19 protein-coding genes and 2 pseudogenes are annotated in these 22,144 nt (G+C 52.9%); 3 read left to right on the top strand and 18 right to left on the bottom strand.

The features are described 5' to 3' along the window. Window positions 1-13: 13 nt before the first annotated feature. The 15 genes from DK871_RS08745 to DK871_RS08675 all read right to left on the bottom strand — a co-directional run bounded on the left by DK871_RS08745 (window position 14) and on the right by DK871_RS08675 (window position 16,429). A complete protein-coding gene (locus DK871_RS08745) occupies window positions 14-2,161 on the bottom strand; it encodes a peptidase domain-containing ABC transporter (protein WP_161904714.1) in 2,148 nt (715 codons plus the stop codon). Window positions 2,162-2,169: 8 nt separating this feature from the next. Continuing rightward, window positions 2,170-3,435, bottom strand: coding sequence for an HlyD family secretion protein (locus DK871_RS08740; protein ID WP_161904713.1), 1,266 nt, complete (start codon window positions 3,433-3,435; stop codon window positions 2,170-2,172). 5 nt (window positions 3,436-3,440) lie between these two features. Continuing rightward, on the bottom strand, window positions 3,441-4,580 hold the full coding sequence (locus DK871_RS08735; RefSeq protein ID WP_161904712.1) for a hypothetical protein: 1,140 nt from the start codon (window positions 4,578-4,580) through the stop codon (window positions 3,441-3,443). 78 nt (window positions 4,581-4,658) lie between these two features. Next, window positions 4,659-5,807, bottom strand: coding sequence for a JmjC domain-containing protein (locus DK871_RS08730; RefSeq protein WP_161904711.1), 1,149 nt, complete (start codon window positions 5,805-5,807; stop codon window positions 4,659-4,661). Window positions 5,808-6,049: 242 nt separating this feature from the next. Next, entirely contained in the window at window positions 6,050-6,253 is a 204-nt protein-coding gene (locus tag DK871_RS08725) for a hypothetical protein (RefSeq protein WP_161904710.1), read from the bottom strand. Window positions 6,254-6,511: 258 nt separating this feature from the next. Beyond that, window positions 6,512-7,666, bottom strand: coding sequence for a Gfo/Idh/MocA family protein (locus DK871_RS08720; RefSeq protein ID WP_161904709.1), 1,155 nt, complete (start codon window positions 7,664-7,666; stop codon window positions 6,512-6,514). Window positions 7,667-7,689: 23 nt separating this feature from the next. Further along, the gene (locus DK871_RS08715; protein ID WP_161904708.1) at window positions 7,690-8,727 is read right to left on the bottom strand and encodes a hypothetical protein; all 1,038 of its coding nucleotides are present in this window, start codon (window positions 8,725-8,727) and stop codon (window positions 7,690-7,692) included. Next, window positions 8,699-9,583 (bottom strand): hypothetical protein, encoded by an 885-nt coding sequence (locus DK871_RS08710; protein WP_161904707.1) that lies wholly within the window; start codon window positions 9,581-9,583, stop codon window positions 8,699-8,701. The genes DK871_RS08715 and DK871_RS08710 overlap by 29 nt, the downstream gene beginning before the upstream one ends. Beyond that, window positions 9,580-10,635 carry a phosphotransferase enzyme family protein gene (locus DK871_RS08705; protein WP_161904706.1) on the bottom strand — a complete coding sequence of 352 codons (1,056 nt, stop codon included), beginning with the start codon at window positions 10,633-10,635 and terminating at the stop codon, window positions 9,580-9,582. The genes DK871_RS08710 and DK871_RS08705 overlap by 4 nt, the downstream gene beginning before the upstream one ends. Beyond that, window positions 10,632-11,672, bottom strand: coding sequence for a glycosyltransferase family 4 protein (locus DK871_RS08700; RefSeq protein ID WP_161904705.1), 1,041 nt, complete (start codon window positions 11,670-11,672; stop codon window positions 10,632-10,634). Before DK871_RS08700 ends, DK871_RS08705 begins: the two co-directional genes overlap by 4 nt. Window positions 11,673-11,693: 21 nt before the next feature. Further along, complete coding sequence (locus DK871_RS08695; RefSeq protein WP_161904704.1) at window positions 11,694-12,788, bottom strand: hypothetical protein; 1,095 nt, start codon at window positions 12,786-12,788, stop codon at window positions 11,694-11,696. Then, window positions 12,785-13,624 (bottom strand): sugar phosphate isomerase/epimerase, encoded by an 840-nt coding sequence (locus DK871_RS08690; RefSeq protein ID WP_161904703.1) that lies wholly within the window; start codon window positions 13,622-13,624, stop codon window positions 12,785-12,787. Before DK871_RS08690 ends, DK871_RS08695 begins: the two co-directional genes overlap by 4 nt. Window positions 13,625-13,627: 3 nt before the next feature. After that, window positions 13,628-14,503 carry a hypothetical protein gene (locus tag DK871_RS08685; RefSeq protein WP_161904702.1) on the bottom strand — a complete coding sequence of 292 codons (876 nt, stop codon included), beginning with the start codon at window positions 14,501-14,503 and terminating at the stop codon, window positions 13,628-13,630. Further along, window positions 14,503-15,306, bottom strand: coding sequence for a hypothetical protein (locus DK871_RS08680; RefSeq protein WP_161904701.1), 804 nt, complete (start codon window positions 15,304-15,306; stop codon window positions 14,503-14,505). The genes DK871_RS08685 and DK871_RS08680 overlap by 1 nt, the downstream gene beginning before the upstream one ends. A 469-nt stretch (window positions 15,307-15,775) precedes the next feature. After that, window positions 15,776-16,429, bottom strand: coding sequence for an HAD family hydrolase (locus DK871_RS08675; protein WP_161904700.1), 654 nt, complete (start codon window positions 16,427-16,429; stop codon window positions 15,776-15,778). A 235-nt stretch (window positions 16,430-16,664) separates the two neighbouring features. Between DK871_RS08675 and DK871_RS08670 the strand changes: the two are divergent. The 3 genes and pseudogenes from DK871_RS08670 to DK871_RS08660 form a co-directional block, all read left to right on the top strand. Beyond that, window positions 16,665-16,907: pseudogene (locus DK871_RS08670) on the top strand (hypothetical protein); the annotation flags it as partial. A gap of 20 nt (window positions 16,908-16,927) precedes the next feature. Further along, window positions 16,928-18,514 carry an ABC-F family ATPase gene (locus DK871_RS08665; RefSeq protein ID WP_003191057.1) on the top strand — a complete coding sequence of 529 codons (1,587 nt, stop codon included), beginning with the start codon at window positions 16,928-16,930 and terminating at the stop codon, window positions 18,512-18,514. Window positions 18,515-18,787: 273 nt separating this feature from the next. Then, window positions 18,788-19,960 (top strand): MFS transporter, encoded by a 1,173-nt coding sequence (locus DK871_RS08660; protein ID WP_161904699.1) that lies wholly within the window; start codon window positions 18,788-18,790, stop codon window positions 19,958-19,960. Here the strand turns inward: DK871_RS08660 and DK871_RS08655 are convergent. The 3 genes and pseudogenes from DK871_RS08655 to DK871_RS08645 form a co-directional block, all read right to left on the bottom strand. After that, window positions 19,954-20,991 carry a dienelactone hydrolase gene (locus DK871_RS08655; RefSeq protein WP_161904698.1) on the bottom strand — a complete coding sequence of 346 codons (1,038 nt, stop codon included), beginning with the start codon at window positions 20,989-20,991 and terminating at the stop codon, window positions 19,954-19,956. The two genes, DK871_RS08660 and DK871_RS08655, sit on opposite strands and share 7 nt — an antisense overlap. A 191-nt stretch (window positions 20,992-21,182) precedes the next feature. Then, the gene (locus DK871_RS08650; RefSeq protein ID WP_034127345.1) at window positions 21,183-21,794 is read right to left on the bottom strand and encodes an FMN-dependent NADH-azoreductase; all 612 of its coding nucleotides are present in this window, start codon (window positions 21,792-21,794) and stop codon (window positions 21,183-21,185) included. Between the two features lie 140 nt (window positions 21,795-21,934). Further along, window positions 21,935-22,144: pseudogene (locus DK871_RS08645) on the bottom strand (hypothetical protein); the annotation flags it as partial.

Here is a 22,144-nt window from a genome sequence, read left to right as displayed (position 1 = left end):
TGCGACAGACTTATTAATTATTCATCGTTTTCAGAAGCACTGCGGCTTCCGCAGGCGAAAGGACTGACGCGATGCGTCCTTCGCTCATCAATAGGATTCGATCGACCGACAGTACGGTTTCTGGTCGATGCGCGATAATGATGCGGGTGATCTTCAGTGATTTGATCGCCCGACTGACCGCTCTTTCATTGGTGACATCAAGGTGACTGGTGGCCTCATCAAGCAGCAAAATGCGAGGGCGTTTATATAGCGCCCTCGCCAGAAGGATTCGTTGCTTTTGACCGCCGGAGAGTACCGCCCCCATGTCCCCTACCAATGTGTAGTACTGCATGGGCATCGCTTCGATCTCTGCGGAAATGTTCGCCAGTTCCGCGCACTTCGTAACCCATTCGAAGTCGATTTCGCTATCAAAACCAGCGATATTTTCAACAATTGAACCGCCGAAGAGCATGTCATCTTGCAAGACGGTACCCAGCATCTTTCTGACGTTCTCGACACCCATGCTGGCGATATCTTCTCCACCGATGAGAATTCGTCCCTTTGCGCCCTGATAAATACCGAGAATGACATTGAATATTGTCGATTTACCACAACCCGACGGACCGATAATGGCAACCGACTCGCCGGCCTCTACTTTGAAATCCAGGTCATCAATTACGTTCTTCTCGAAGAGCGAGTATTGAAAGAAAACATTCCGGCACTCCAACGTCGCAGGTAACCGATTCGGTTCAACGTCAACCGTATCACCGACACTTTCAGGTGTTGACAATACGATGTCACTCAAACGATCTGCCTGCAGTTGGATATTCTGAATTATAAACAAATTATCGATCAACGCCGCCACTCTGGTTTCAAATAGCATTTTATATCCCAGAAACGCGATCAGTGCGCCAACCGTATACTCTTTGTCAATCACCAACAGCGCCCCACACCAGATCACTACAATATTCTGAACATCAAAGATCAACGCGCGGGCAAACTTAAACCAGATCTCCATCTTTTGAGTATTGAGTTTGGCGTTGGTTTGTTTGACGAATAGGGACATCCAGGCGAGTCTACGATCACGCTGCTGACCGTAGAGTTTAATCTGACGGATACCGCGAATGGTTTCGAGCAAATACGAATTCTGTTTGGCACTGTGAATGATTTCATTTCTGGATGAGTCCAGTAGCGCAGCGTTCATTAACCAACGAACCATAAAATAAAGCAGTGTACTCAGCAGGACGATCCCTCCCAACAATGGCTGGTAGAACAACATGATCACAATGACAACTACTGAAAAAATCCCATCCAGAACGGATTCGATAAAAGAGGTTGTCAGCATCCGTTGAATAGCATCTATACCTCCGAACCTCGACGTTACGTCTCCCACGTGTCTTTTCTCAAAATACTCAAGCGGCAACGACAACATGTGTTCAAGGATATTGTCTTTCCATTGCACATTAAGGCTGGTTCCCAAATACATAAGAAACCAACTTCGGACCGAGCCAATGAGATTCCTAAGCAAATAAACCACGGCAAAGCCAGCAGCTAACACTGCAAAAATATATCGATCATTCGCACCGATCGCGTTATCAACTACCATTTGGATGTAAAACGGCGCAAGGGCAGTAAAAAACTCCAAGGCAAATGCGAGCAAAAGTACAGAAGCAATCGCCCGTTTTCGTCTGCGTAGCTTGCCCATCAATTGTGCAAGCGGAACATTCCTTTTAGGCTTCTCAGGCACGAAGTCCGGGTTTGGCCAGATTTCAACGGCGACACCCGTGAATGATTGGGATAGTTGCTCAAGCGGAAGCCGCCGTTCACCATGCGCCGGATCAACAACAATGGCGTGGTCTGTACCGATACTTTTTAGCACCACGAAATGATTGAAATTCCAATGCAGAATGCATGGCAGTTTCATTTGCCGCAGCCCAGTAAGGCCGGTACGAATGGGGCGGCTGGAAAGGCCGTTGTGTTTGCACACCCTTAACAGCGAACCAAGAGAAATTCCTTTCAGCGAAACCGCAAACCTGAGACGCAAGTCGCGCAAGGTTACATGGTGGCCGTAATAGTTAGCCAGCATCGCCACGCACGCCAGACCGCATTCAGTAGATTCGGTTTGCAAGACAGTTTGAAATCGCGACTCAAACAACCGAGAAAAGTACGACCTGTTTTTCATAATGGTGACTATTTAAGTTTTTCAGAGAGTGAAAAAAAAGGACGAAGGAGCCATTGGTAGATTTTGTGCTGCTCCAACATGATGTCTGCGTCAATGATAAGCCCTGGTTTGAGGTTATACGTCGATCCACTCCCGTTGATGGTCTGTGACTCGATTCTTGCCTTGACCAGATACATGGGCTCGGTAATGGAAAGCTTTGAGCCCAAGGCTATTTCGTCCGGTAGCAATGAAGTACCAGAGATCGAATAGACAATGCCCTTACCTTGGCCAAATTGTTGGTAGGGATAAGCCGAATAGCGGAGATAGACCGCATCTCCTTTCTTGATAAATCCAATGGCAGCCGCCGGCACAAGGAGACGAGCCTCCAGTTCAGACCCAGAAGGTAAAATGAACGACACGGGCTTGGTGTTTTCATAGTAGGAGCCATTTGATCCCTGAATGGCGGTAACTACACCAGCGACGGGGGACTTCACGACGATACCTTTTTGATACTCCGCAGCGAGGATCTGCTCCTCAAGTGCCAACAGGTCACCTTTGATCTGCAACTGTCGATTACCAAATTCAGAAGTGGCCTTTTTTCTATCGAACGAGAAACTCGCGATATCTCGAACTACGGCTTCAAGTTGCCTTTGCCGCTCGCGATAATCGATTTGACTGTTCAAGGCAGTAATAGTCTTCTCAGTCATTGAGTCATCGGAAATCGCCTCCTGCAGGCGCGCTTCTTCGTACTTTTTAAGACTGGTGGATAAAAGCACATTCTTCTTTTTAACGTCGTTGAGCTGTGCAGCAATCAGCAACTTCTCACTTTGTTTCGACTCAATCTGACTTGTCAGGCTACGTAGATACTCGGCATTGGCTATTTCTTCACTTTCCAACTGACGCTGCAACAGTTCCTTGCGTTCGATCAGCAGGCCAATGGTTTCAGTCGATGTTCCACGGCTCTCCGCGCCAAACACCTCAGTGGAGACTACGAACAGAGGGTCGTCCTGTTTGACGACTTGGTCTTCGGACACATAGTATCTTTTTATAACACCTGATTTAGGCAGATATACAGGAAAAGCGCCCTGAGTAGAGAACAACTCACCCTTGACATTAACTCTTTTTGTATACGAACCAAAAACGAAGAAAGCAATCAATAACGCCAGCGTCAAAGTGACAATAATCAGAATGGCACGATAAGAGTCGGGTAAAAACAGCAATACTTCGCCATAGAGCGTTTTCGAGTCCTTCCTCGCGTCCAAAGCTTTCTGTCTGAATAGTTCTTTCTTTTCCATATTGGCTACTCAGGCCTTTGATCTGGCCACGTGCCGAAGAAGACATCCAGGTCGGCAGAGAGAAACTCACCTTCGACCACATGTTGTTCTATAAATTCAGCATATTGATAAATGAAGCAGAGCAGTTCGGACTTCAACCCTTGATGGATTTCCACGAAACTCACGCTGTTTTCCTGAGCCGCAGTAACGGACCAACTCGCTAATTCTATGAAGCGGGTAGTGGCTACACGCTCACCGCCTAAAGCGCGTGACAGGTTTCTGGCACGCTTAAATAATAGGTGCTCAAATGGGTTCTTCATACGAGAAATTTTTTTAGCCACCAAGCAATGCGGTGTTGCGAATTTTTGTATATCCGCTTTTGCTTCATACCCGGGTGTTTGACGCCAGAGCCAGCAGCGCATGGTTTCGTATATGAGACAGGCGAATTCAAGCTCTTCGATCATTTGTGCCGAGTCACATATGATTTCAAGCTCGTCTACCGAACTCATCAAGTACTCATCAGCCTGCGCAGCCCCGTCACACGACTCAGTAATTAATGAAAGATACCTGATTATCGTTGTCTTCGAGGCTGCACAAGACTCCTTTGCACCCACCAGATGTCCGCGAGTATCCGCGTACTCGTAGAGTTCTCCAGGCGTCATTCTGACTCCCGCCAACGTGCCATTGTATTCCAGGGCTACCAATGACAACAGATTCATCAAACCATGAAAGAATCGTGAGGCAACCGAGCATACCGCCGGAATGGACGCACTCTCATTGAGCAGCATTCTGCAGAAAAACAAACTGGGAGATTTGTAACCCATGTAGGAAAGTGCGTACAACTGAGCCATATCTGGCCCAGATCCTCCACCGTCATGCTGATCAACCAGGTACTTCCCCATCCCCCTTATCAAATCCGTAACGGTATCTTGATGACGCGAAAGCGACTTTAACGACTCCACATTGATGGGCTTGTCTACCTTGCCCCGTGAATCTGAGTAAGGACACACTTGATACGCGGTACTATCAAGTTTGTACAACAAAGATCGGCCCTCAAGAACAGGACGCTGTTCATCATCCAACCTGTCAGTGGGGCAGAAAAGCAGAAATACCTTATTACGCCTCATGTAATCGACGTCAAAAGGGTACGGCAATGAAAAAGTCATTCGTGGAATCCGCAGAACCTTGGACGCATGGCAGGAAAGGACGGATAAAAACACCCGTCCGTAAATAAATCGGGCGTATTAAAGAAGCTCTATAACGCCATGCGTTGCCAAGAGGTAAAGCAATTCTGAAAGTTGTGCTTTGGGAAAATCTGGAAAGCCTATTTCAATTTCAGCAACGGTTGTCGTCGGATGCTTAGTGAGGAAGATCTTTAAGCTCTGGAGCTCATCTTTGAAAGAAAACTTTCCATTGTGATTGATGACATAGTCCTGAGCAAGATCAGAGCGCAATATGTTATAGCGGATGCCTGTATGACCAGCAAGGGTCTTGATACTCAAATCGCCTAGCGTCTCCAGACTTAAGCGTGTTTCGAGAACCTGTTCGCCGACATGTTCTTCCATGAACCGCTGGTAGCAAGCCGGATCGTTCATGAGTTGCCCGATGTGTTCGCTCAATGCACGGATCGTTTGATGATCCTGCTCATGACTTTCCAAGGCGATTCGAGCATGAACGCAATCTGGGAGTTGACGAAATACCCATCGCACATAATCGACACCGAAGGCAGGAAAGGTACCTATCGCCAGATGAACCGTTGGCTCGCCCAAGGGGGTGACGTTATGCCACCAGCCACGAGGGATATAAAGAATATCGCCCTCTTCAAGAATGAAATCAAGATAAGGCTTTTCTGGGCACGGGTGCTTATGCTCCAGATATTTGCTCTGATGCATATAGAGTGGCGCGTCAAACGTGGGCTCGTAAATAACCCAGCGCTTTCGCCCCTTCAACTGTACCGCAAAAACATCTCGTGAGTCCCAGTGCTCGCGGTAGGCGTCAGTTTCACCAAACGCGATGTAAGCAGAGGTGACTGTCTGTCTACCCGTAAATTGAGCAATGTCTTTGGCATAATCGTTAAAAGCCGGCTCATCGTAGATATTATTAGCTACAACCGTGCCGCCTTGACGAAGAAAATCATAGAGCGCAGGCTTGTTCAGCTTTCTTCGTACATCACCGACATGAAAATAGGTGTGGACATACTTATCCTTCGCCATATTTCCATGAGGGAAAGAAACACGAAAATTTTCCGACTGTGGATCACACCTGGAAATGATGTCATTGATATCAGACCACTGCACATTGTAGGTATCTACCGCTTTCTTTATAACAAACGGCAAACGCTCCTGATATTCTTTCTTGAAGCTTTCAGCGCTAATCTTGAAATCGATTGTCATTTTTCACGGCTAACTGAGTATTTTTCTAATTTTATTGAGCCGCAAGAAGCCTATTCCCATTTCGGCGAATCCGAAATTAGTCTTCCCCAACCCCCTGATGTCGGCGAGTCAATGATAGTTTTATTACAAACTCAGCCCAAGCGAAAATAGGCCGCATGAAAATACTGCGAACATCGCTTTTATGGGTATTCCGACTAAAAACCGACTGCCAGAATTACTGGCAGCCAGCCTTAAACTAACCGTCAGCTATAAGCAGTGCCGCAGTAGGAACCACCGGCTTTGGCGGCCCCCGAAATAAGCAGGATCTCCTCCGAAGTCAGTTCTCGCGCAAAAGCGTCAACAACATCACCATAGGTAGCATGGTTGCTGTTCAGACGTTCTAGATTGAGTTGGTTGCCGGCGGGCTCGATCATGAGCTTAGAGGCCAGGTGTTGGGTGTTAGACATAAACAGGTTCTCCTTTCCTTTATTTTCGATAGGTAAAACTCGATATCTTATAGTTTTACCAGCGGAAACCTAGCCATCCTTTTCGCTAGTGCGACGGGCACTTTTTTACGACAGAGAGACCGCTGTAGCCCGCGCCGCGCTGTCGAAATGGTTGTCAGATTTATTGTTTTACCGCCACGTGGAATGCTATTGAATTTTCGCTGTAACTGCAACAGTGCATTACACATATAGTGTACATCTATTCAATATTTTGTTGTTTTAGCCCACCAAGGAGTGCGGTGTAACGAAAAGGGGCTTCTGCAACTCCCCGCCGCCCGGAGAAAAACGCGGCACGCCGAAGTCCGATTCGCGGCCAAGCAGGCTATTTTTGTAATTTCCATCTACGGAAACCTCTTTCCCGGTGGCCATGGATTCATAGATAGCAGAAAGAATGTCTACCGTCTTGCGTCCTTCCACGCCGTCAACAGCCCCCTTCTCACCGGTTCTAAGAGCACGCACCACATCGGCCAAATAAGCCGTGTGACCAAAACCGTATACCGAGTCAGTGAGTTCACAGGAACTTGTCAGAACCTGTTGATCGTAGGGAGTCGCTGATTGAAACTTCCAGGTCCTCACTTCGTTAAGTGCGACACCGGACAGTTCCACAGAGCCAAATTCTCCCAGGACGGAAAGCGAACCTTCAAGGTCGCCTGGCCTTGTAGCGGTTGTAGCTTCCAGCACTCCAATCACAGGTCCGTTCGTAAATACGGCCACACCAAGGTCTTCTGCTTCGATCGGCGCGCCTACTCGAGTACCTCTCGCAAAGACATAATCGGGAACGCCCATGATCGATTGGATCAGGTCGATGTAATGGCATGCCTGGTTAGCGAATACACCACCATCGTATTTGTAGGTGCCACGCCATTGATCCTGTTCGTAATATTCATTATGCCGTGCCCACCTTACGCGAGCAGTGACCATGAAAACCCGGCCGAATCGTCCCTCTTCCAGAGCGCGCATCAGCAATTTTACCGGCCTGTTGTATCGGTTTTGCTTGACAACAAAGAGTCTGATGTTCGCGTTCGCGCAGGCTTGAATCATGGCATCGGCATCCTGCATGGTCAGCGCCATGGGCTTTTCTACCACCATGTGCTTCTTATACTTGACCAAGTCCAGACAGTGCTCGGCATGCAACCCACTTTCAGAAAGGATGTTAACTACATCGATTTCGGGATGCGACTGCAGCATTTCGTGCTGGCAGCGATAGTAAGGAATCTCCAGGCGCAAACCGAGCGCTTTCGCTCGTTCGTACTTTACGTCACATACCGCAATCAATCGGCTTCCAGGCAGTTTATTGGAAGTGAATGCCTCCGCATATTTTCTGGATATCCGTCCACAGCCGACCAAGGCGAAATTGAGTCCGCGTCCTTCCACATTCAGCTCCTTATTTTTAGGTTTTATAGTGCGCCCAGCGCCTTGAGAAATTGCTGATGCTGTTCCAGCGTCGAACCGCACTCTTCGCTGAAGGGTCCACTTCCGACCTCAAACAAGAGGCTCAATTGTTCGCAGGACACGCCCATTGCCAGCACAAACCACACGAGCACACTTTGCTGCGACGCCTCATAAATTCGGTCATCGCGAGTTATCCGCCACTTCTCATTCGCCCTCAACGCAAATGCCCATGGATTTCCCTGGCAGGGCGCGCTCAACGTCGGAAATGCAATAGCCTTGGCCGCGCCGGGGAAAGCTACATAAAAGTGCAGTTGGCGGAAAAACATCAGAGCAGCCTCTACCCACTGCCATTGCGCCAAGTAATCGCCCGACGGGCCGCCAATCAAGAAACGGTCGATTGAATCAAGTAATGCTTGCTCCAGTGGCAGGCGTCTGGCTCTTTTCACGCGCCATTTCGCTTTCGGATAGGCATCCCCTTCAAGAGCTAAAACAGCATCGACACCTAACCCGACTAACTCGCGAACAGCAATCACCGCGCTCCGGTAGTCTTCCGTCAAGCGCGCACCAAGAATGTCCTGATAGATATTCATGGATTTGGAAATGTAGTAGTCCGCCATTTTCACAGAGAATTCGCTTAGCGAGAAATCTGACTTGAGTTCGACGAAGTCGTCATGCCCATGCAAGACGAGGCAATTTGCGTATTTGTAAGCCAGTTCGAGGGTGCGTGATGATAGCGGACTGTAGACAGGAATCTGCGTTTTCCCAATGAGGCGCTTGAACTCATCACGTGTAATGTTTTCGACTTGCGTCCAGCCGAGGGATAGCGCGATTTGGCGTTGAAAATTCTGCCACCAATCGCCAGACAGACGCACCTCGGATATCACCACCAGATCGATGTCGGATGTCGGCGTGCCAAGCCCCTGACTCCAAGAACCAATGAGCAGCACACAAAGGCTGTGGCTGGCCGGGACTAAAGTGAGGGCATCTTTTACAGTGTGCTCGATGGTCTCGATATCACGCTTGCGGACAGAGCTTGGAAGCATTTGCGACTCCTGATATCAGATCTGCTAAAAATTGACTGTTACCGCGCGCTCTCGTTACTTGCACTTGAGCGACCAGCCTCTCAACCAATGTGAACCTGGCCATTTGGTCCGCCGACGAATTCAGAATGGAAAGAGGAAAATGAAATCTTTCCAACACTTGGTCAAAGCCGGTCGAGGCGTTCAAATACAGATCGGTGAGGGTTCGTCGGCTGACCTCTGGATGCTCCTCGTGCGCAAAGTGCTTGCCTCGCTGATTGGATTCCAGATAGACAATCGCCGTCAGCACTTCAGAAGCATCGATCAATGAAGTCATGCCAGTCAGGTAGCGACCTGAAGCGCTGGTATCAGCTCCCTCAGCCTGAGCTCTCGATAACGTTGGGCGTGTGCCCCCTATAACCATCGCCTTCGCTTCTGCTCCTTGCCATCCGATCACCGTGTAATCACTGGACAGAAGTCTCGCACCTTGAGCAAAAAGCACCTCGCCAACCGACGTTTTTCCCGTACCGTATGTTCCAGTGATGGCAACCAGCTTGTCGTCAAGACTGGCGACTACCGCGTGTAAACCAAACAACCCGCACACGATCAGGACTCGTTGACAGGTAGCTCGCAACAAGCGTCGCCACTCATGCTCGGTCAGTTCAAAACAGCTTTGGATTACAGTCCTGCGCTGACCTGGAAAATCCTCAATGTGCGAACGATTGCTGACGCATAACTCAATTCGCCAAATGGCATGACTGCCTGATTCTTTTTGTTGAAATGGCAATACGCGTTCGGCTGCCGCCAACGCATGACGCTGTTCTGCGGCTGATCTAATGCCCGTAACTTCGATGCGGCCGCCGGAGAAACTCAAAATCATACGATTCGCGCAATGGACGCTTCGACTTCCTCAAGCGACTTGAATAACGCCGCAGTTGCTTTCCCTCTCCTTAACCAGAACAGGTCAAGGTCGTGCTGCAACTCATGTGGTTTTAGATAGTGTTGCTTGACGCCATATACACTTTGCAGAAGTTGAACCAACCACGCTCTCGCGCAGAAAATCAAATCGTTACGCTGCAGAAAACCACGGGAAGCGTAGCTTTTAATCATTGCCAGGCCGCGCGCCAGCCAGTCGTCATGATCAAAGTTTTCGGGTGGAAAAGCGGCACGCCCCAATTCGTAAGAGGGGAAAAATACGCCGGCATCGCCAAAGTCGATGACCCACAATTGACCCGCCTCGTCGACAATGATGTTCTTTTGCCCGTAATCCCCGTGAATAACACCTTTCGAGAGGCTTTTGATTGGCTCAATCAGAACCGAATACTGTTGCAGTTGGGCTTTGCGATCCTCGAGCAGGTCGTAACTGATGTCATCAAACTCGGATCTTTTCTCGAGCTGGCGAATTTCACCCAGGAGGTCTTCAACGGTCTCTATAATTTCAGCGACGCTTGTCTCAAGCCACTCGCCGGTTTCATCTTCGCCGGGGCGCGGAAAGCTCGATAAAGCCAAATGTGTGTCGGCGAGATTGAGGCCCTCTGCGCCCATAAGGTCTTCAGAGAACTTGTCGACTTGTTCATTTGCGCGAATGAAGCTAAAGACCGCGAGCCCGCCCTCTTCCAGCTCCGTCACTTTCTCATCGTCAATATTGGTTTTAATCGCGGGTGAAATAATCCCATTTTCGATGCAATGAGTCGTCACTTCGATTGAAATTTTTCCTCGTTCGGTGTCTTCGACAGACAAGAATTCCTTTACAAAAAAAGATTCACCAGCCGTTTCAATCGCCCAATTTCTTGATCCAAGACCGGCATAAATCCGCTTGATACACAGCGCTTCAATAGCATAGTGCTGACGAATCAGGCCAAGGACCCGCTGGCCTTCTTTGATCAGTTCCGGGTTCGAATCTTGAACATCTGCTGTCTTGTCAATTGTCATAATAGTGGCTCAATTTCTTTATAAAACCGTGCGATTTGAATCCATTCATCGCGTGCCGTTCCTGATGAATAAGATGGTTCTCTGAAGCGTGTTTCCGCTAGACGAAGGGCAGCGCCGAGATCGACAGAACTCTCAACATCACTTGCATAGAAAACGGCTGCGACGCCGACAGCCAACTCTCGAGTGGCGGGAAGATCTGGTGTTATTACCGGGACATTGAAGCCCCTCGCCGTCGAAATCGATGAGGGATGAAGAACATCACGAAAATAGGCATAGCGACCCGTGGTCAGGTAACTGCAAACTGCAACAGCTGCACGTCGATATAGCCGATGGGCCTCTGAAGGATCGACGCGCAATGGCCATAGCATGAGTCTTCCACCGCTCGCGGCCTGGAGGTCTCGCAGGCTACCCAAAAGACTGCTGTCGCGAGCTTCTCCTACGATAAAAAGAGTCGCGTTATTAGTACATTGCAGAAAGGCTCGCCCTACCCGCAGGAGGTCTTTATAGGCAGTGATGTGTCCGAACGCGAGAAACGCCTGCTCGCAATCGTCCATGGCACAAAGCAACGGTTCCAGACTGGTGTCGTGCTCGGTTTCTTCCATCCAGAGGCCAGCAGAGCCGCTTACTGACACGTTGGCCCGCGGTGCAAGTTGCCGGATGCTGTCAGCGTCGGCGTGCGTATGACAGATCACCATGTCGGACAGATCAAGGACATGTTGCATGCATTGACGATCCAGACTCGTCGGTTCTTCGCCATAAATAGGCAGAAGATTATGGACAGTCCAGGCAAGTTTGAGTCCCCGCTGCCTGGCAAGGGACAGCAACTGCAGGCTGTTATTCAGCAGCGCGGGATTCGGACCATTTTCATCACGGTAGAGACGCTGCAGCCGATGCAAACTGATAACGCCATTTGAGTCCAGGGCCGACTTCAGTTCAGGGAAATGTCGGCTCTCGATATTTTCAACTGCAAACGCACGATCCAGCGCCGAAAAATATGGGCTTCGGTGATGCGGATAATTGGAAATGACGTTCCACATGTTTCATTACTCGCAAGTCGGTCAGGTGCTGGCTATCCGGGTGTTCACGTCGCTCCAGAACTCAATGAACCGACTGTTGATTTGTGGCCCGTAATGGGCTTCAACAGCGGGCACGTCGATCCCATCTGGAAGGTTCATCAACTCAAGCTTGGCTCCCTTGAACAGCCCTAGCGCATCAGTGACATAGCGAATCTGTGCACTATCGCTATTTCTCAAGGATTGCCGTGAAGCAAAGGCTGGCAACCTGCGGGCATGCCACCCCAACATCGACGAGTCTGCATGCGGCAGTAAAACCGCCCCAAGTGGGGCGGAACGAACACCACAGAACCCGAAAGCGTTCAGAAACTGAGCCGAATCGAACCGAAGTCGACTACGTTCGGACGCCGACCAGGACGATGTAGGAGCGTCGTCCTGATAGTGACGCGATTCAACTGCACGACTTTGAATCATGCGTTTTTCAAGTAGCGATCCCGGTTCAATCAGATTGGTACCAACGGCGACGCGTTTAGGCCAACCGGAAACCATTACCTTGCCGTCTGGACTCACCCATAGGCCAATGAGGTCATCGGAGATGAATTCGCCACCCAGCTCGGCGCAACACTTGAACATAAGGGATGACTTGCCGCTTCCAGAATCACCGGCAAAAACGTACGCGCGCCCGTCAACCGCTACGGAAGCCGCATGAAGAAAACGAACGCCGCTACGGAAAAGGAAGCAGCCGAAAACATAACGAACAAGTCGGGTGAGCCCCCTGAGATTCCCGATCTCGGCACTTGCAATATCGACCCGCCAGTGTTTGTCGTCTGAAGCGCTTAACCTGACTGGATCTGCACCTTCGTCGGCGTGCTTGATAAACACCGCACTGTTCTGCTGTATGTCTTCCAGCGAAAACTCGATCTTGCCCTTATCGATCACATAAGCCGGCATATCGCCGCATGCAGTCCAATCCTTCAATTGTGGGTCGCTGCCAACGGTGATTGTCCGGGCGTCCATTGGATGCTCATAGCACCGGGTTACTGCAATACCAGGGCTGAGGATTCGCTCGAGCATATCGAATAGCGTGGGCAGTTCGGAAATGAGGTACAAGGAACGATCACAGGACTCAAGTCGAATCATGAGGCCTCCTGTAACATCTGTGCTGTTGTCCAGCAATGCACAACACCCATTGCTGCCGCCTCAAGCGCGCAATCGCTGCTCGGGAAACGACGAGTATCTCGAACCAGCTGCGGCTCAAGCGCAACCCACCCGCTATAGCGATCCACCCACAGTCGATGCAGAAGTTGCGCAATCTGCCCCGCCCCCTCTCCCGCCGGACAAGGACGCTGCCGTTCGGTGTCGAAGTCTTTAATGTGAACATGCCCAATCGCAACTTTGAGTGCGTCATAGAACTCCGATACCGGCGCGCAACAGCCTTGTTTTACGAAGTTCCCCGAATCCCATACCAACTTTAAATGCTCGCTCTCAAACTCCCGCACCCGTGCAAGCCCCTCCATGGCATAAGGAATTCCAGTGCCGATTTCCGGCTCGATCACCAGGCCCACGGACGAACGATCAATGGATGTACGAAGGGGCTCAAGCCAATCCAGGGCCTGCCGATTGCCTGGCGAACCGGACGGCGCGCAAAGCCGCCCAAATATCCGTATGGTTGGAATACGATGACGTTCAGCGACTTCATGCAGACGCAAAAGGTCACTGGTCATCGCTTGTGATTCGCCGAAGTGTTTTCCGAGCGAACTTGCCAGACCGGCAACCACCAGACCGGCATCATGAATCTGGCCTACCGCATCATCCAGTTCCTGAACGGATAGCTCTGCTACATTCCTTACACCAATACTTCTCAAATCAATAGCCCGCGCTCCAATGCGTTTCGCGGCTGCAACCTGCCCCTCGATGCTCGGCGAAAACTCGTCTGCAATGAGCGAAAAGTTAAATGGGATCTGATCTAGATTCATAGACTATTCCGTGGACGGATGCGCGGGGAGTTGATCAATAAGATCGCCATAATGGGCATAGGTAACCGCTACGCAATCTTCGATAGCGCAGAAAAAACGCTGTACAAATTGAATGAATTCGAAGTCCGGCTTTCCATCGGCGAAGAAAAAATCCCACCAATGAAAAGTCAGTACACCCAGCCCGTGCAGCCCGGAAACTGCCAGCACGCAACGGCTGAGCTCAACGGGGTCAGCTTGGTCCGAGCGAAGTTTTTGCTTGTTAAAAATCAACGACTGAAACAGCGTGAATGGCCAGCCGTGCGGCTGGATACCTAATATACGTTTTGCCTCGGAGCGATTTACGGTTGCACCTCTTTTATCAGCAAGACGCGTTACCTCGTCATCGCGAATGGACCTGCAAATACTTATATTGTGTGCGTGCAGGTACGCCTCCGCAGCGCAATGAATGTCATTGTGCGGAGGCACGAACATTCTGTAACCAACCACAGAGTCGAACCAGTCAAAACCGGACACCACGGTTTCCAGCAACGGCACATTCAGCGTGCTGAACTCTCGGGTATCGAGCCTTCCGACTTGAGACTGATGCGTCCAGCCATGCATGGCCAGTCCAAGCAGACCATCGCGATGCACGCTTTCGAGATAGGCGCTGAGCGGTTGATTATTCCAAACAAAGTCAGCTTCATCTGTACAGAACGCTGAGGCTGATTTCAGAAAGTAGTCAGGTCGAGTATAGGGAATCACTGAAAAGTTGATTGGGCGTGCCGCCCAGACCTGCTCGCGGAGAAACGCCATCGCCCAGATGGGAGTGGCGTGACAGATATCATCGTCGCGAATCACAAGCGTCAGGTTTTGTGTAATCCCGGCGTCCCTGCCGATCATTATGCTTCGCTCCAGTCAAAGCAGTGAATCAAGAAGGGTTGCGTCTGCGCCAATAGGGCTGGATATATTGAATTGAAGTCTTTCGCCGGGTGTATCCGGCAAACCGACTCGGCGAAAGACGCATGTTTGCTCTCAAGCCAACAATGCACTTCTTCAAGTAGCACCTGCCGTTGTTCGTCACTTTCATTGAGTTCATGAAGGCCAATCAAGTTCAGGTTGTTCCGATGTACTTTGTAGAGGTCTATCGAGGCAAAACCGTCCGGACTGCCTAAAAGACCGATGACTCCTTTTGTCTTGCTGTGGGCCAGCGCAAGCGCAATGCTTTCGGAGGTGGATACGGCATCGATGACCAAGCCAAACTTCAAATCTTGCGCAAGACTTTGAATGACCGATACACCTTCAATGCCTAGCGTCGGCATTTCAGTCTTTAATAGAGGAGCGTGGATAACAACATTGGGGCAGCCAAGCCGCTTGAGCTCAAGTACCGCACCTAACGCTATCGCACCTGTCCCTATCACAAGAACTGGTTCGTGCAGGCCAAGGGCGCCCAGGCTGGAATGGAGAGCGGAGGCAGCTACCAGTTGAATGCGAGCGATGGCCACTGTTGCCAGCGCCGAAAACTTGCAACACAACGCGCCTTCAAGGGAGCCGGCTACCCCGTGAGCCAGGGGGCGTATCCAGTATTGATCCGCAGAATGAGCGATATTGATGTAACCGAAGCGCCCGTCGGCACCACCGTGCAGGCGTGTACGGCGTCGCTCGGTTCCGCGACTGACTACGCTGTATGCACACTTCACTTCCATGGCCGAACTCCCTGTAAACCGAACATTTACGAGAGAGAAACAGCCTGCCGTTGAGCCGCTGACTCTCCCTTAACGCTTCCTTGCGCCAGCACATGCATTAGCACTAGATGGGTAACGTTGATGCAATCAACGCACATCTTCCCCGCAAGCACTGCCTTTCGGGAAAGGTAAACTCTGGGTCTAAATGAGTTGCTGAAAAATTTGCTGCAAACACGAAACATGCCGCGCCCAGCCACTCCCGAATATCGGCGCTTGTCGAGCCTACTCAGAAGTTTTCGAAAATATTCATTGGCGGTTTTCTACACCCCGGGGGATGCGTATTCGGGCGGCGCAGTATAAGGTGTGTAAGATTTAATTGCTATGTCAGAAAAGAGTGTAAAAGCTCAATTTTTCTAAACCAACGAGTTCTTTTTATCTAAAATCGCCTAAAAAATGAGCAACAGTCCTGGCAAAACGGTTGTAGCCCATATTAATGCAGTCGTTCCAGTACCGCGCGTCTTACTGCATCATAGTCCGACAGAACACAGCTGGATTGTTCGTCGATCTGAGGTTCCCTCACTCGCTTACACAGATTGACCGCAACAAACTCTGCTCCTGATCTTTGCGCACACAGGAGGTCATCCATAGAGTTGCCTACCATCACGACGTGAGCTACAGCCAGCGTTCGCCGAATCAGCAGAAGGCCTGCCGGGTCAGGCTTGGAAGCCACTTCACCACGACAGAGCAATACATCAAAAACATCGTGCAATCCGGCACGCTTCAACTGAGCGCAAAGCGAGACTCGATCTCGTCGAGTCAGAATAGCAAGAGGTACACCAAGCTCTTTTAGATGCTGAACTAGTTCACGCCCCCCTTCAAAAGCACAAGCACGGCGCTCTAGAGCATGTAATTGCGCGGCTATTTCCTTGATGATGGCTTCCCGCCCGTGAGGCTGCAAGCGTAGTGACTTCAGTGGGGAGGTATGACGATGACTTGTGTAGAAAACAGGCATCAGCCGCTGAAGCTCTTCCGGATCGTGTCGTGCAAGCACGGTTTCTATCGCCAGATCGATGAGAAAATCCGTATCGAAAATAGTCCCATCCCAATCAAAAACAACGACCGTCGAAAAACTGAACCGTGGCACCTATCTCTCCCTGAAATCTCACACACTTCCTCGACATAGTGTGCTGTCTGGCTACCGCGTTACGCAACAGCTGCGCAAAAAAAGCCCTGATGCCAGCACTGTTCCGGCAGTGACCAACGTTACCGATACCCTCGACACAATCATCATGAAGCTGACCGTTTCCGAAACGGTGGCTGAGGGTGGCACCTTTACTTACAGTGCAATGGTTGCCGCGCTGGTCACCGGCTCTCCAAAAGTCGTGACTCTGGAGGCGCTGAACATCCGTCGTCGTCCACCGTACAACTGTCGTCACACCTGTGCGACAATATGCGTTATGTCTGGCATGAACCCCGCCTTCATCTCCCAGCAGCTCGGCCATAGTGTGCAGATGCTGCTCTCGACTTATGCGCGTCGGATCAACTCAAGCTCGGATTGGAGCGAAATGCAAAAGCTCCAGATTGGTCCCAAATTGGTCCCAGCTCAAACAAGCGCACCCTAAGCTATTGATAGGTAAAGTAATTGATCTCCACAGCTAACATCACCATGCAGTTCGGCGCCAAGCCGCTCTTCGAGAACGTCTCGGTCAAGTTCGGCGCCGGCAACCGCTATGGTTTGATCGGTGCCAACGGTTGCGGCAAGTCGACCTTCATGAAAATCCTCGGTGGCGACCTCGACCCGTCCGGCGGCCAGGTCATGCTCGAGCCGAATGTACGCCTGGGTAAACTGCGCCAGGACCAGTTCGCCTACGAAGAATTCACCGTGCTCGACACCGTGATCATGGGCCACGAGGAGCTGTGGAAGGTCAAGGCCGAGCGCGACCGCATCTACTCGCTGCCGGAAATGAGCGAAGAAGACGGCATGGCCGTGGCCGAGCTGGAAACCGAGTTCGCCGAGATGGACGGCTACACCGCCGAATCCCGCGCCGGTGAGCTGCTGCTGGGCCTGGGCATTCCCCTGGAACAGCATTTCGGCCCGATGAGCGAAGTGTCCCCAGGCTGGAAACTGCGCGTATTGCTGGCCCAGGCGCTGTTCTCCGACCCGGAAGTGCTGTTGCTCGACGAACCGACCAACCACTTGGACATCAATACCATCCGCTGGCTGGAAAACATCCTGACCCAGCGCTCCAGCCTGATGATCATCATCTCTCACGACCGTCACTTCCTGAACAGCGTGTGCACCCACATGGCTGACCTGGACTACGGCGAGCTGCGCCTGTTCCCGGGCAACTACGACGAGTACATGACCGTGGCGACCCAGTCCCGCGAGCAACTGCTGTCGGACAACGCCAAGAAGAAAGCGCAGATCTCCGAACTGCAATCCTTCGTCAGCCGCTTCTCGGCCAACGCCTCGAAAGCCAAGCAGGCCACCTCCCGTGCCAAGGCGATCGACAAGATCCAGCTGGCCGAAGTCAAGCCGTCGAGCCGTGTGAGCCCGTTCATCCGTTTCGAGCAGAACAAAAAGCTGCACCGCCAGGCGGTCATGGTCGAGAAGATGGCCAAGGGCTTCGACGGCAAGCCGCTGTTCAAGGACTTCAGCTTCCAGGTTGAAGCTGGCGAGCGCGTGGCGATCATCGGCCCGAACGGTATCGGCAAGACCACCCTGCTGCGCACCCTGGTCAACGAACTGACCCCGGACGCCGGTAGCATCAAGTGGACCGACGCCGCCGAGCTGGGCTACTACGCCCAGGACCACGCCCACGACTTCGAAGACGACGTGAGCCTGTTCGACTGGATGGGCCAATGGACCCAAGGCGAACAAATGATTCGCGGCACCCTGGGCCGTATGTTGTTCTCCAACGACGAGATCCAGAAGTCGGTCAAAGTAATCTCCGGTGGTGAACAAGGGCGCATGCTGTTCGGCAAGCTGATCCTGCAAAAGCCCAACGTGCTGATCATGGACGAACCGACCAACCACTTGGACATGGAATCCATCGAAGCGCTGAACCTGGCGCTGGAAAACTACCCGGGCACGCTGATTTTCGTCAGCCACGACCGTGAGTTCGTATCGTCCCTGGCCACCCGCATTATCGAGTTGAGCCCTAGCGGCGTGATCGACTTCAGCGGCACCTATGACGACTACCTGCGCAGCCAGGGCGTGGTGTTCTAAGAACAGCACTTAGCTGCAAGCAAAAGCCCTGTCCCTGTGACGGGGCTTTTTTGCATCCGCACTGTGCCGGGCGCTGATTCTGTGGACCATGCATAACCAATGTGGGAGCTGGCTTGCCTGCGATAGCGGTGGTTCAGCTATAGATTCACCGACTGATACACCGCCTTCGCGGGCAAGCCCGCTCCCACAGGGATCTACTGTAGGCGTCCCTCGCTCCTACAGGGATGCGGGATATGCCATGATGCTTCACCGCCCGCCAGCGATTGAGTAGTCATGCCTGCCGCCCCCTCCTCCCTGTCGATCACCCTGCAGATCGTTTCCATCGTCTTCTACACCTTCATTGCCTTTATCTGCATCGGCCTGCCGATCGCGGTGATTCCAGGCTATGTGCACGAGCAATTGGGCTTCAGCGCCGTGATTGCCGGGGTGACCATCGGTTCGCAGTACCTCGCCACGCTGCTCAGCCGCCCGATGGCTGGGCGAATGTCGGATAACGTCGGTACCAAACGCGCGATCGTGCTGGGCCTGGCCGGTATTCTGATCAGCGGTGTACTGACCTTTATCGCCACGCTGCTGGAAAGCCTGCCGAGCTTGAGCCTGGGCATTCTGATCGCCGGTCGCCTGCTGCTCGGCGTGGCCCAGGGCCTGATTGGCGTGGGGACCATCAGTTGGTGCATGGGCGCCGTGGGCGCTGAGCACACCGCACGTTCGATTTCCTGGAATGGCATCGCCTCCTATGGCGCCATTGCCATTGGTGCGCCACTGGGTGTGGTGATGGTGGCTGACTACGGCTACACCAGCCTGGGTATTGCCCTGGCGGTGCTGGCGGCGTTGGGCCTGGTGCTGATCCGCAATAAACCCTCGGTGCCAGTGGTGCGTGGCGAGCGGCTGCCGTTCTGGGCGGTGTTCGGGCGTATCGCGCCATTCGGCGCCAGCCTGTGCCTGGCGTCGATTGGCTACGGCACGCTGACGACCTTCATCACCCTGTATTACCTCAATCGTGGCTGGGCCGGCGCAGCGTATTGCCTGACGGTATTTGGTGTGTGTTTTATTCTCTCGCGCCTGGTGTTTATTTCTGCGATCAGCCGGTTTGGCGGGTTCACCGCCGCCATCGCCTGCATGCTGATCGAAACCCTCGGCCTGACGCTGTTGTGGCTGGCGCCGTCTACCGGCGTGGCCTTGATCGGCGCAGGGTTGACCGGTTTTGGTTTGTCGCTGGTTTACCCGGCGCTTGGCGTGGAAGCCATCAAGCAAGTGCCGGACAGCAGCCGCGGCGCGGGGCTGAGTGCCTATGCGGTGTTTTTCGACCTGGCCCTGGCGATTGCCGGGCCGTTGATGGGCGCCGTGGCGTTGAACCTCGGCTACGGCTGGATATTCTTCTGCGCGGCGTTGCTGTCGGTCAGCGCGCTCGGCCTGACCGTACTGCTCAGGCGCCGCGCCTACTGATCAGCGGTCTGCAAGCCGGCACGGGTGGCCTCGCCCAGGGTATGGCTGAAAAAGCGCCCGGCTTCGGAGACCAGATCGCGGTGGATGCCTTCGCGATCAACGCCATCGGCATCCGTGCAAATGGCTGGCATGCTCGCCAGTTGATCGCTGTCACACGGCGCCATGAACACGAAGTGCCCGGCCCCGGCCAACAGTTTGAAATCCGGTGGCTGCGGCAACTTGCGCGCCAGGGCGGCGGCGTTTTTGTCCACGGCCACCAGCTGGTCGCCATCGCCACTGTAGAGCAGCACCGGCACATGCACGTCCGCCAGGGTGTGGCGGCCGAACATCAAGCTCAGCGGCGCCATCAGCATCAAGGCATGGATGCGCGGGTCGGCCTGGGGTTGCAAATCGTCGCGATCGACCACCAACTCGCCCTTGGTGGTGCACGCGTCGCGGTCTTCGGGGCGTTCCAGGCAGTAGCGACGCAGACGTTCGAAATCAGGCTTGGCGCCCGCCAGGATCAATGCCGTCTCGCCACCGGCGGAATAACCGATGACGCCGATCTGATCGATATCAACAAAGGGCGACAGCATCGGCTCGGCCAAGGCGGCGGTGATCGCCTGGGAAATCTGGATCGGCCGCCCATACAAATTACTTACCGTGCCCAGGCGGCTGTGGTCCTTGTAGTTGTCCCCGGGATGCAGCACCGCCACCACCACAAAGCCCTTGCGCGCCAAAGCGGTGGCCAGGTCATGCAGGGCCAGCGGCGTGCCGGTATTACCGTGAGACAGCATCAGCATCGGGAATCGCCCGATCGCCACCTTGGCATCTTCGCCGGCCGCCACATGGTAGGCGCCCAGCGCGGTGGTGCGCTCGGCATCGGTAGAGGGGTAGAACGCGATGGCTTTCATCGGCTGCGCATCCAGCGGGTCGAGAAAACTCATGCGATGAAACCCCACACTCCAATGGGGGTGCGGTGCCGGCGCGGCGTGCACTGAAACCAGGCCGCCAATCAGGGAAAGAACCAAAACAGCACAAAGACGCATCATGGGGATGTCCACCTTTGCTGCACAAGAACCGGCCTGTCGAATAAAAAGTCCAGGGTATCGAATGAATGTCTGCATAACCTGGGCCACAACGAAAAAACTCCGTACTCCACTCGCGTTCAAGCGACCAGAATACAGAGTTTAGGCGCTCGGTTTCAGAATGAAACCGAGGACAGGCCAAATTTACATAAGCCTTACGCAGCGGCGAACAGTTGCTCGTTGATGCGCACGTTGGCGTCGCTCATGGCTTTGCTGCGCACTTCATCACCGTAGGCCAGGCCTTCGGCGCGGACGATCTCGATGTCAGTGATGCCGAGGAAACCGAACAGCAGCTTCAAATAGCCTTCGTGGGCAGCGCCCGAGGCCTGGTCGGCATGCAGGCCGCCGGCGGTGGAGACAATAATGACTTTCTTGTTGCCGCACAGGCCTTCAGGGCCGGCTTCGGAGTAACGGAAGGTCTGGCCGGCCACCGCGATACGATCGATCCAGGCTTTCAACTGGGTGGGGATGGTGAAGTTGTACATCGGCGCACCGACTACCACGGCATCGGCGGCGAGGAATTCAGCCAGTGACGATGCACTCAGTTCAGCCTCGTGCTTTTGCGCCGCATCGCGCAGTTCAGCGGCAGTGCCCAAGGCGCCCAGGGTCGCGCCGGAGAAATGGTTGATGCCTTCGCTGGCGAGGTCACGGTAAGTCACTTCCACGCCCGGCTGAGCGGCTTGCCATGCCTTGACCACACCCGCGCTGAGCTGACGGGAGGCCGAGTTGTCGCCGAGGATGCTGGAATCGATGTGCAAGAGTTTCATGGGGGATCTCCAAGTGAGGATCGCCACCGGGCGATCAAGTGGGGTTGATCCTACAGACAGAACCAATGCTCGATTAGACGGTTAGAATATGATTATTCGTCCTACCTATGGGACGAACACAGTCGCGTGGTTCTCATCGTTCATTCAAGGCCACCGTTTTGCGCAGTAGCCGTGGTGCCCTCAGCGAGAAAAATCTGCTGCGGCAAGGTGAAGTTGCGCAGCGCCAGCAACGCCAGCGGCCCGGTGCTCATTTCGGTGCGCAAGTTCCAGGTCAGGTCCAGGCCATCCGGGGCCTTGAGCACCATGCGAAAGCGGCTGTCGCCGTCGTCCAGCGGTGTGAGCGTGGCCTT

It is taken from the genome of Pseudomonas sp. L13 (genome assembly GCF_009935965.1).
In the GTDB taxonomy this organism is placed as follows: domain Bacteria; phylum Pseudomonadota; class Gammaproteobacteria; order Pseudomonadales; family Pseudomonadaceae; genus Aquipseudomonas; species Aquipseudomonas lactis.
This window is presented reverse-complemented; position numbering and strand designations above follow the sequence as displayed.

Excerpts from the sequence above, each read along its gene's own strand:
- DK871_RS08745 (WP_161904714.1), bottom strand. The coding sequence starts at position 2,161 with ATGAAAAACAGGTCGTACTTTTCTCGGTTGTTTGAGTCGCGATTTCAA.
- DK871_RS08740 (WP_161904713.1), bottom strand. The coding sequence starts at position 3,435 with ATGGAAAAGAAAGAACTATTCAGACAGAAAGCTTTGGACGCGAGGAAG.
- DK871_RS08735 (WP_161904712.1), bottom strand. The coding sequence starts at position 4,580 with ATGACTTTTTCATTGCCGTACCCTTTTGACGTCGATTACATGAGGCGT.
- DK871_RS08730 (WP_161904711.1), bottom strand. The coding sequence starts at position 5,807 with ATGACAATCGATTTCAAGATTAGCGCTGAAAGCTTCAAGAAAGAATAT.
- DK871_RS08725 (WP_161904710.1), bottom strand. The coding sequence starts at position 6,253 with ATGTCTAACACCCAACACCTGGCCTCTAAGCTCATGATCGAGCCCGCC.
- DK871_RS08715 (WP_161904708.1), bottom strand. The coding sequence starts at position 8,727 with ATGCTTCCAAGCTCTGTCCGCAAGCGTGATATCGAGACCATCGAGCAC.
- DK871_RS08710 (WP_161904707.1), bottom strand. The coding sequence starts at position 9,583 with ATGATTTTGAGTTTCTCCGGCGGCCGCATCGAAGTTACGGGCATTAGA.
- DK871_RS08705 (WP_161904706.1), bottom strand. The coding sequence starts at position 10,635 with ATGACAATTGACAAGACAGCAGATGTTCAAGATTCGAACCCGGAACTG.
- DK871_RS08700 (WP_161904705.1), bottom strand. The coding sequence starts at position 11,672 with ATGTGGAACGTCATTTCCAATTATCCGCATCACCGAAGCCCATATTTT.
- DK871_RS08695 (WP_161904704.1), bottom strand. The coding sequence starts at position 12,788 with ATGATTCGACTTGAGTCCTGTGATCGTTCCTTGTACCTCATTTCCGAA.
- DK871_RS08690 (WP_161904703.1), bottom strand. The coding sequence starts at position 13,624 with ATGAATCTAGATCAGATCCCATTTAACTTTTCGCTCATTGCAGACGAG.
- DK871_RS08685 (WP_161904702.1), bottom strand. The coding sequence starts at position 14,503 with ATGATCGGCAGGGACGCCGGGATTACACAAAACCTGACGCTTGTGATT.
- DK871_RS08680 (WP_161904701.1), bottom strand. The coding sequence starts at position 15,306 with ATGGAAGTGAAGTGTGCATACAGCGTAGTCAGTCGCGGAACCGAGCGA.
- DK871_RS08660 (WP_161904699.1), top strand. The coding sequence starts at position 18,788 with ATGCCTGCCGCCCCCTCCTCCCTGTCGATCACCCTGCAGATCGTTTCC.
- DK871_RS08655 (WP_161904698.1), bottom strand. The coding sequence starts at position 20,991 with ATGATGCGTCTTTGTGCTGTTTTGGTTCTTTCCCTGATTGGCGGCCTG.
- DK871_RS08650 (WP_034127345.1), bottom strand. The coding sequence starts at position 21,794 with ATGAAACTCTTGCACATCGATTCCAGCATCCTCGGCGACAACTCGGCC.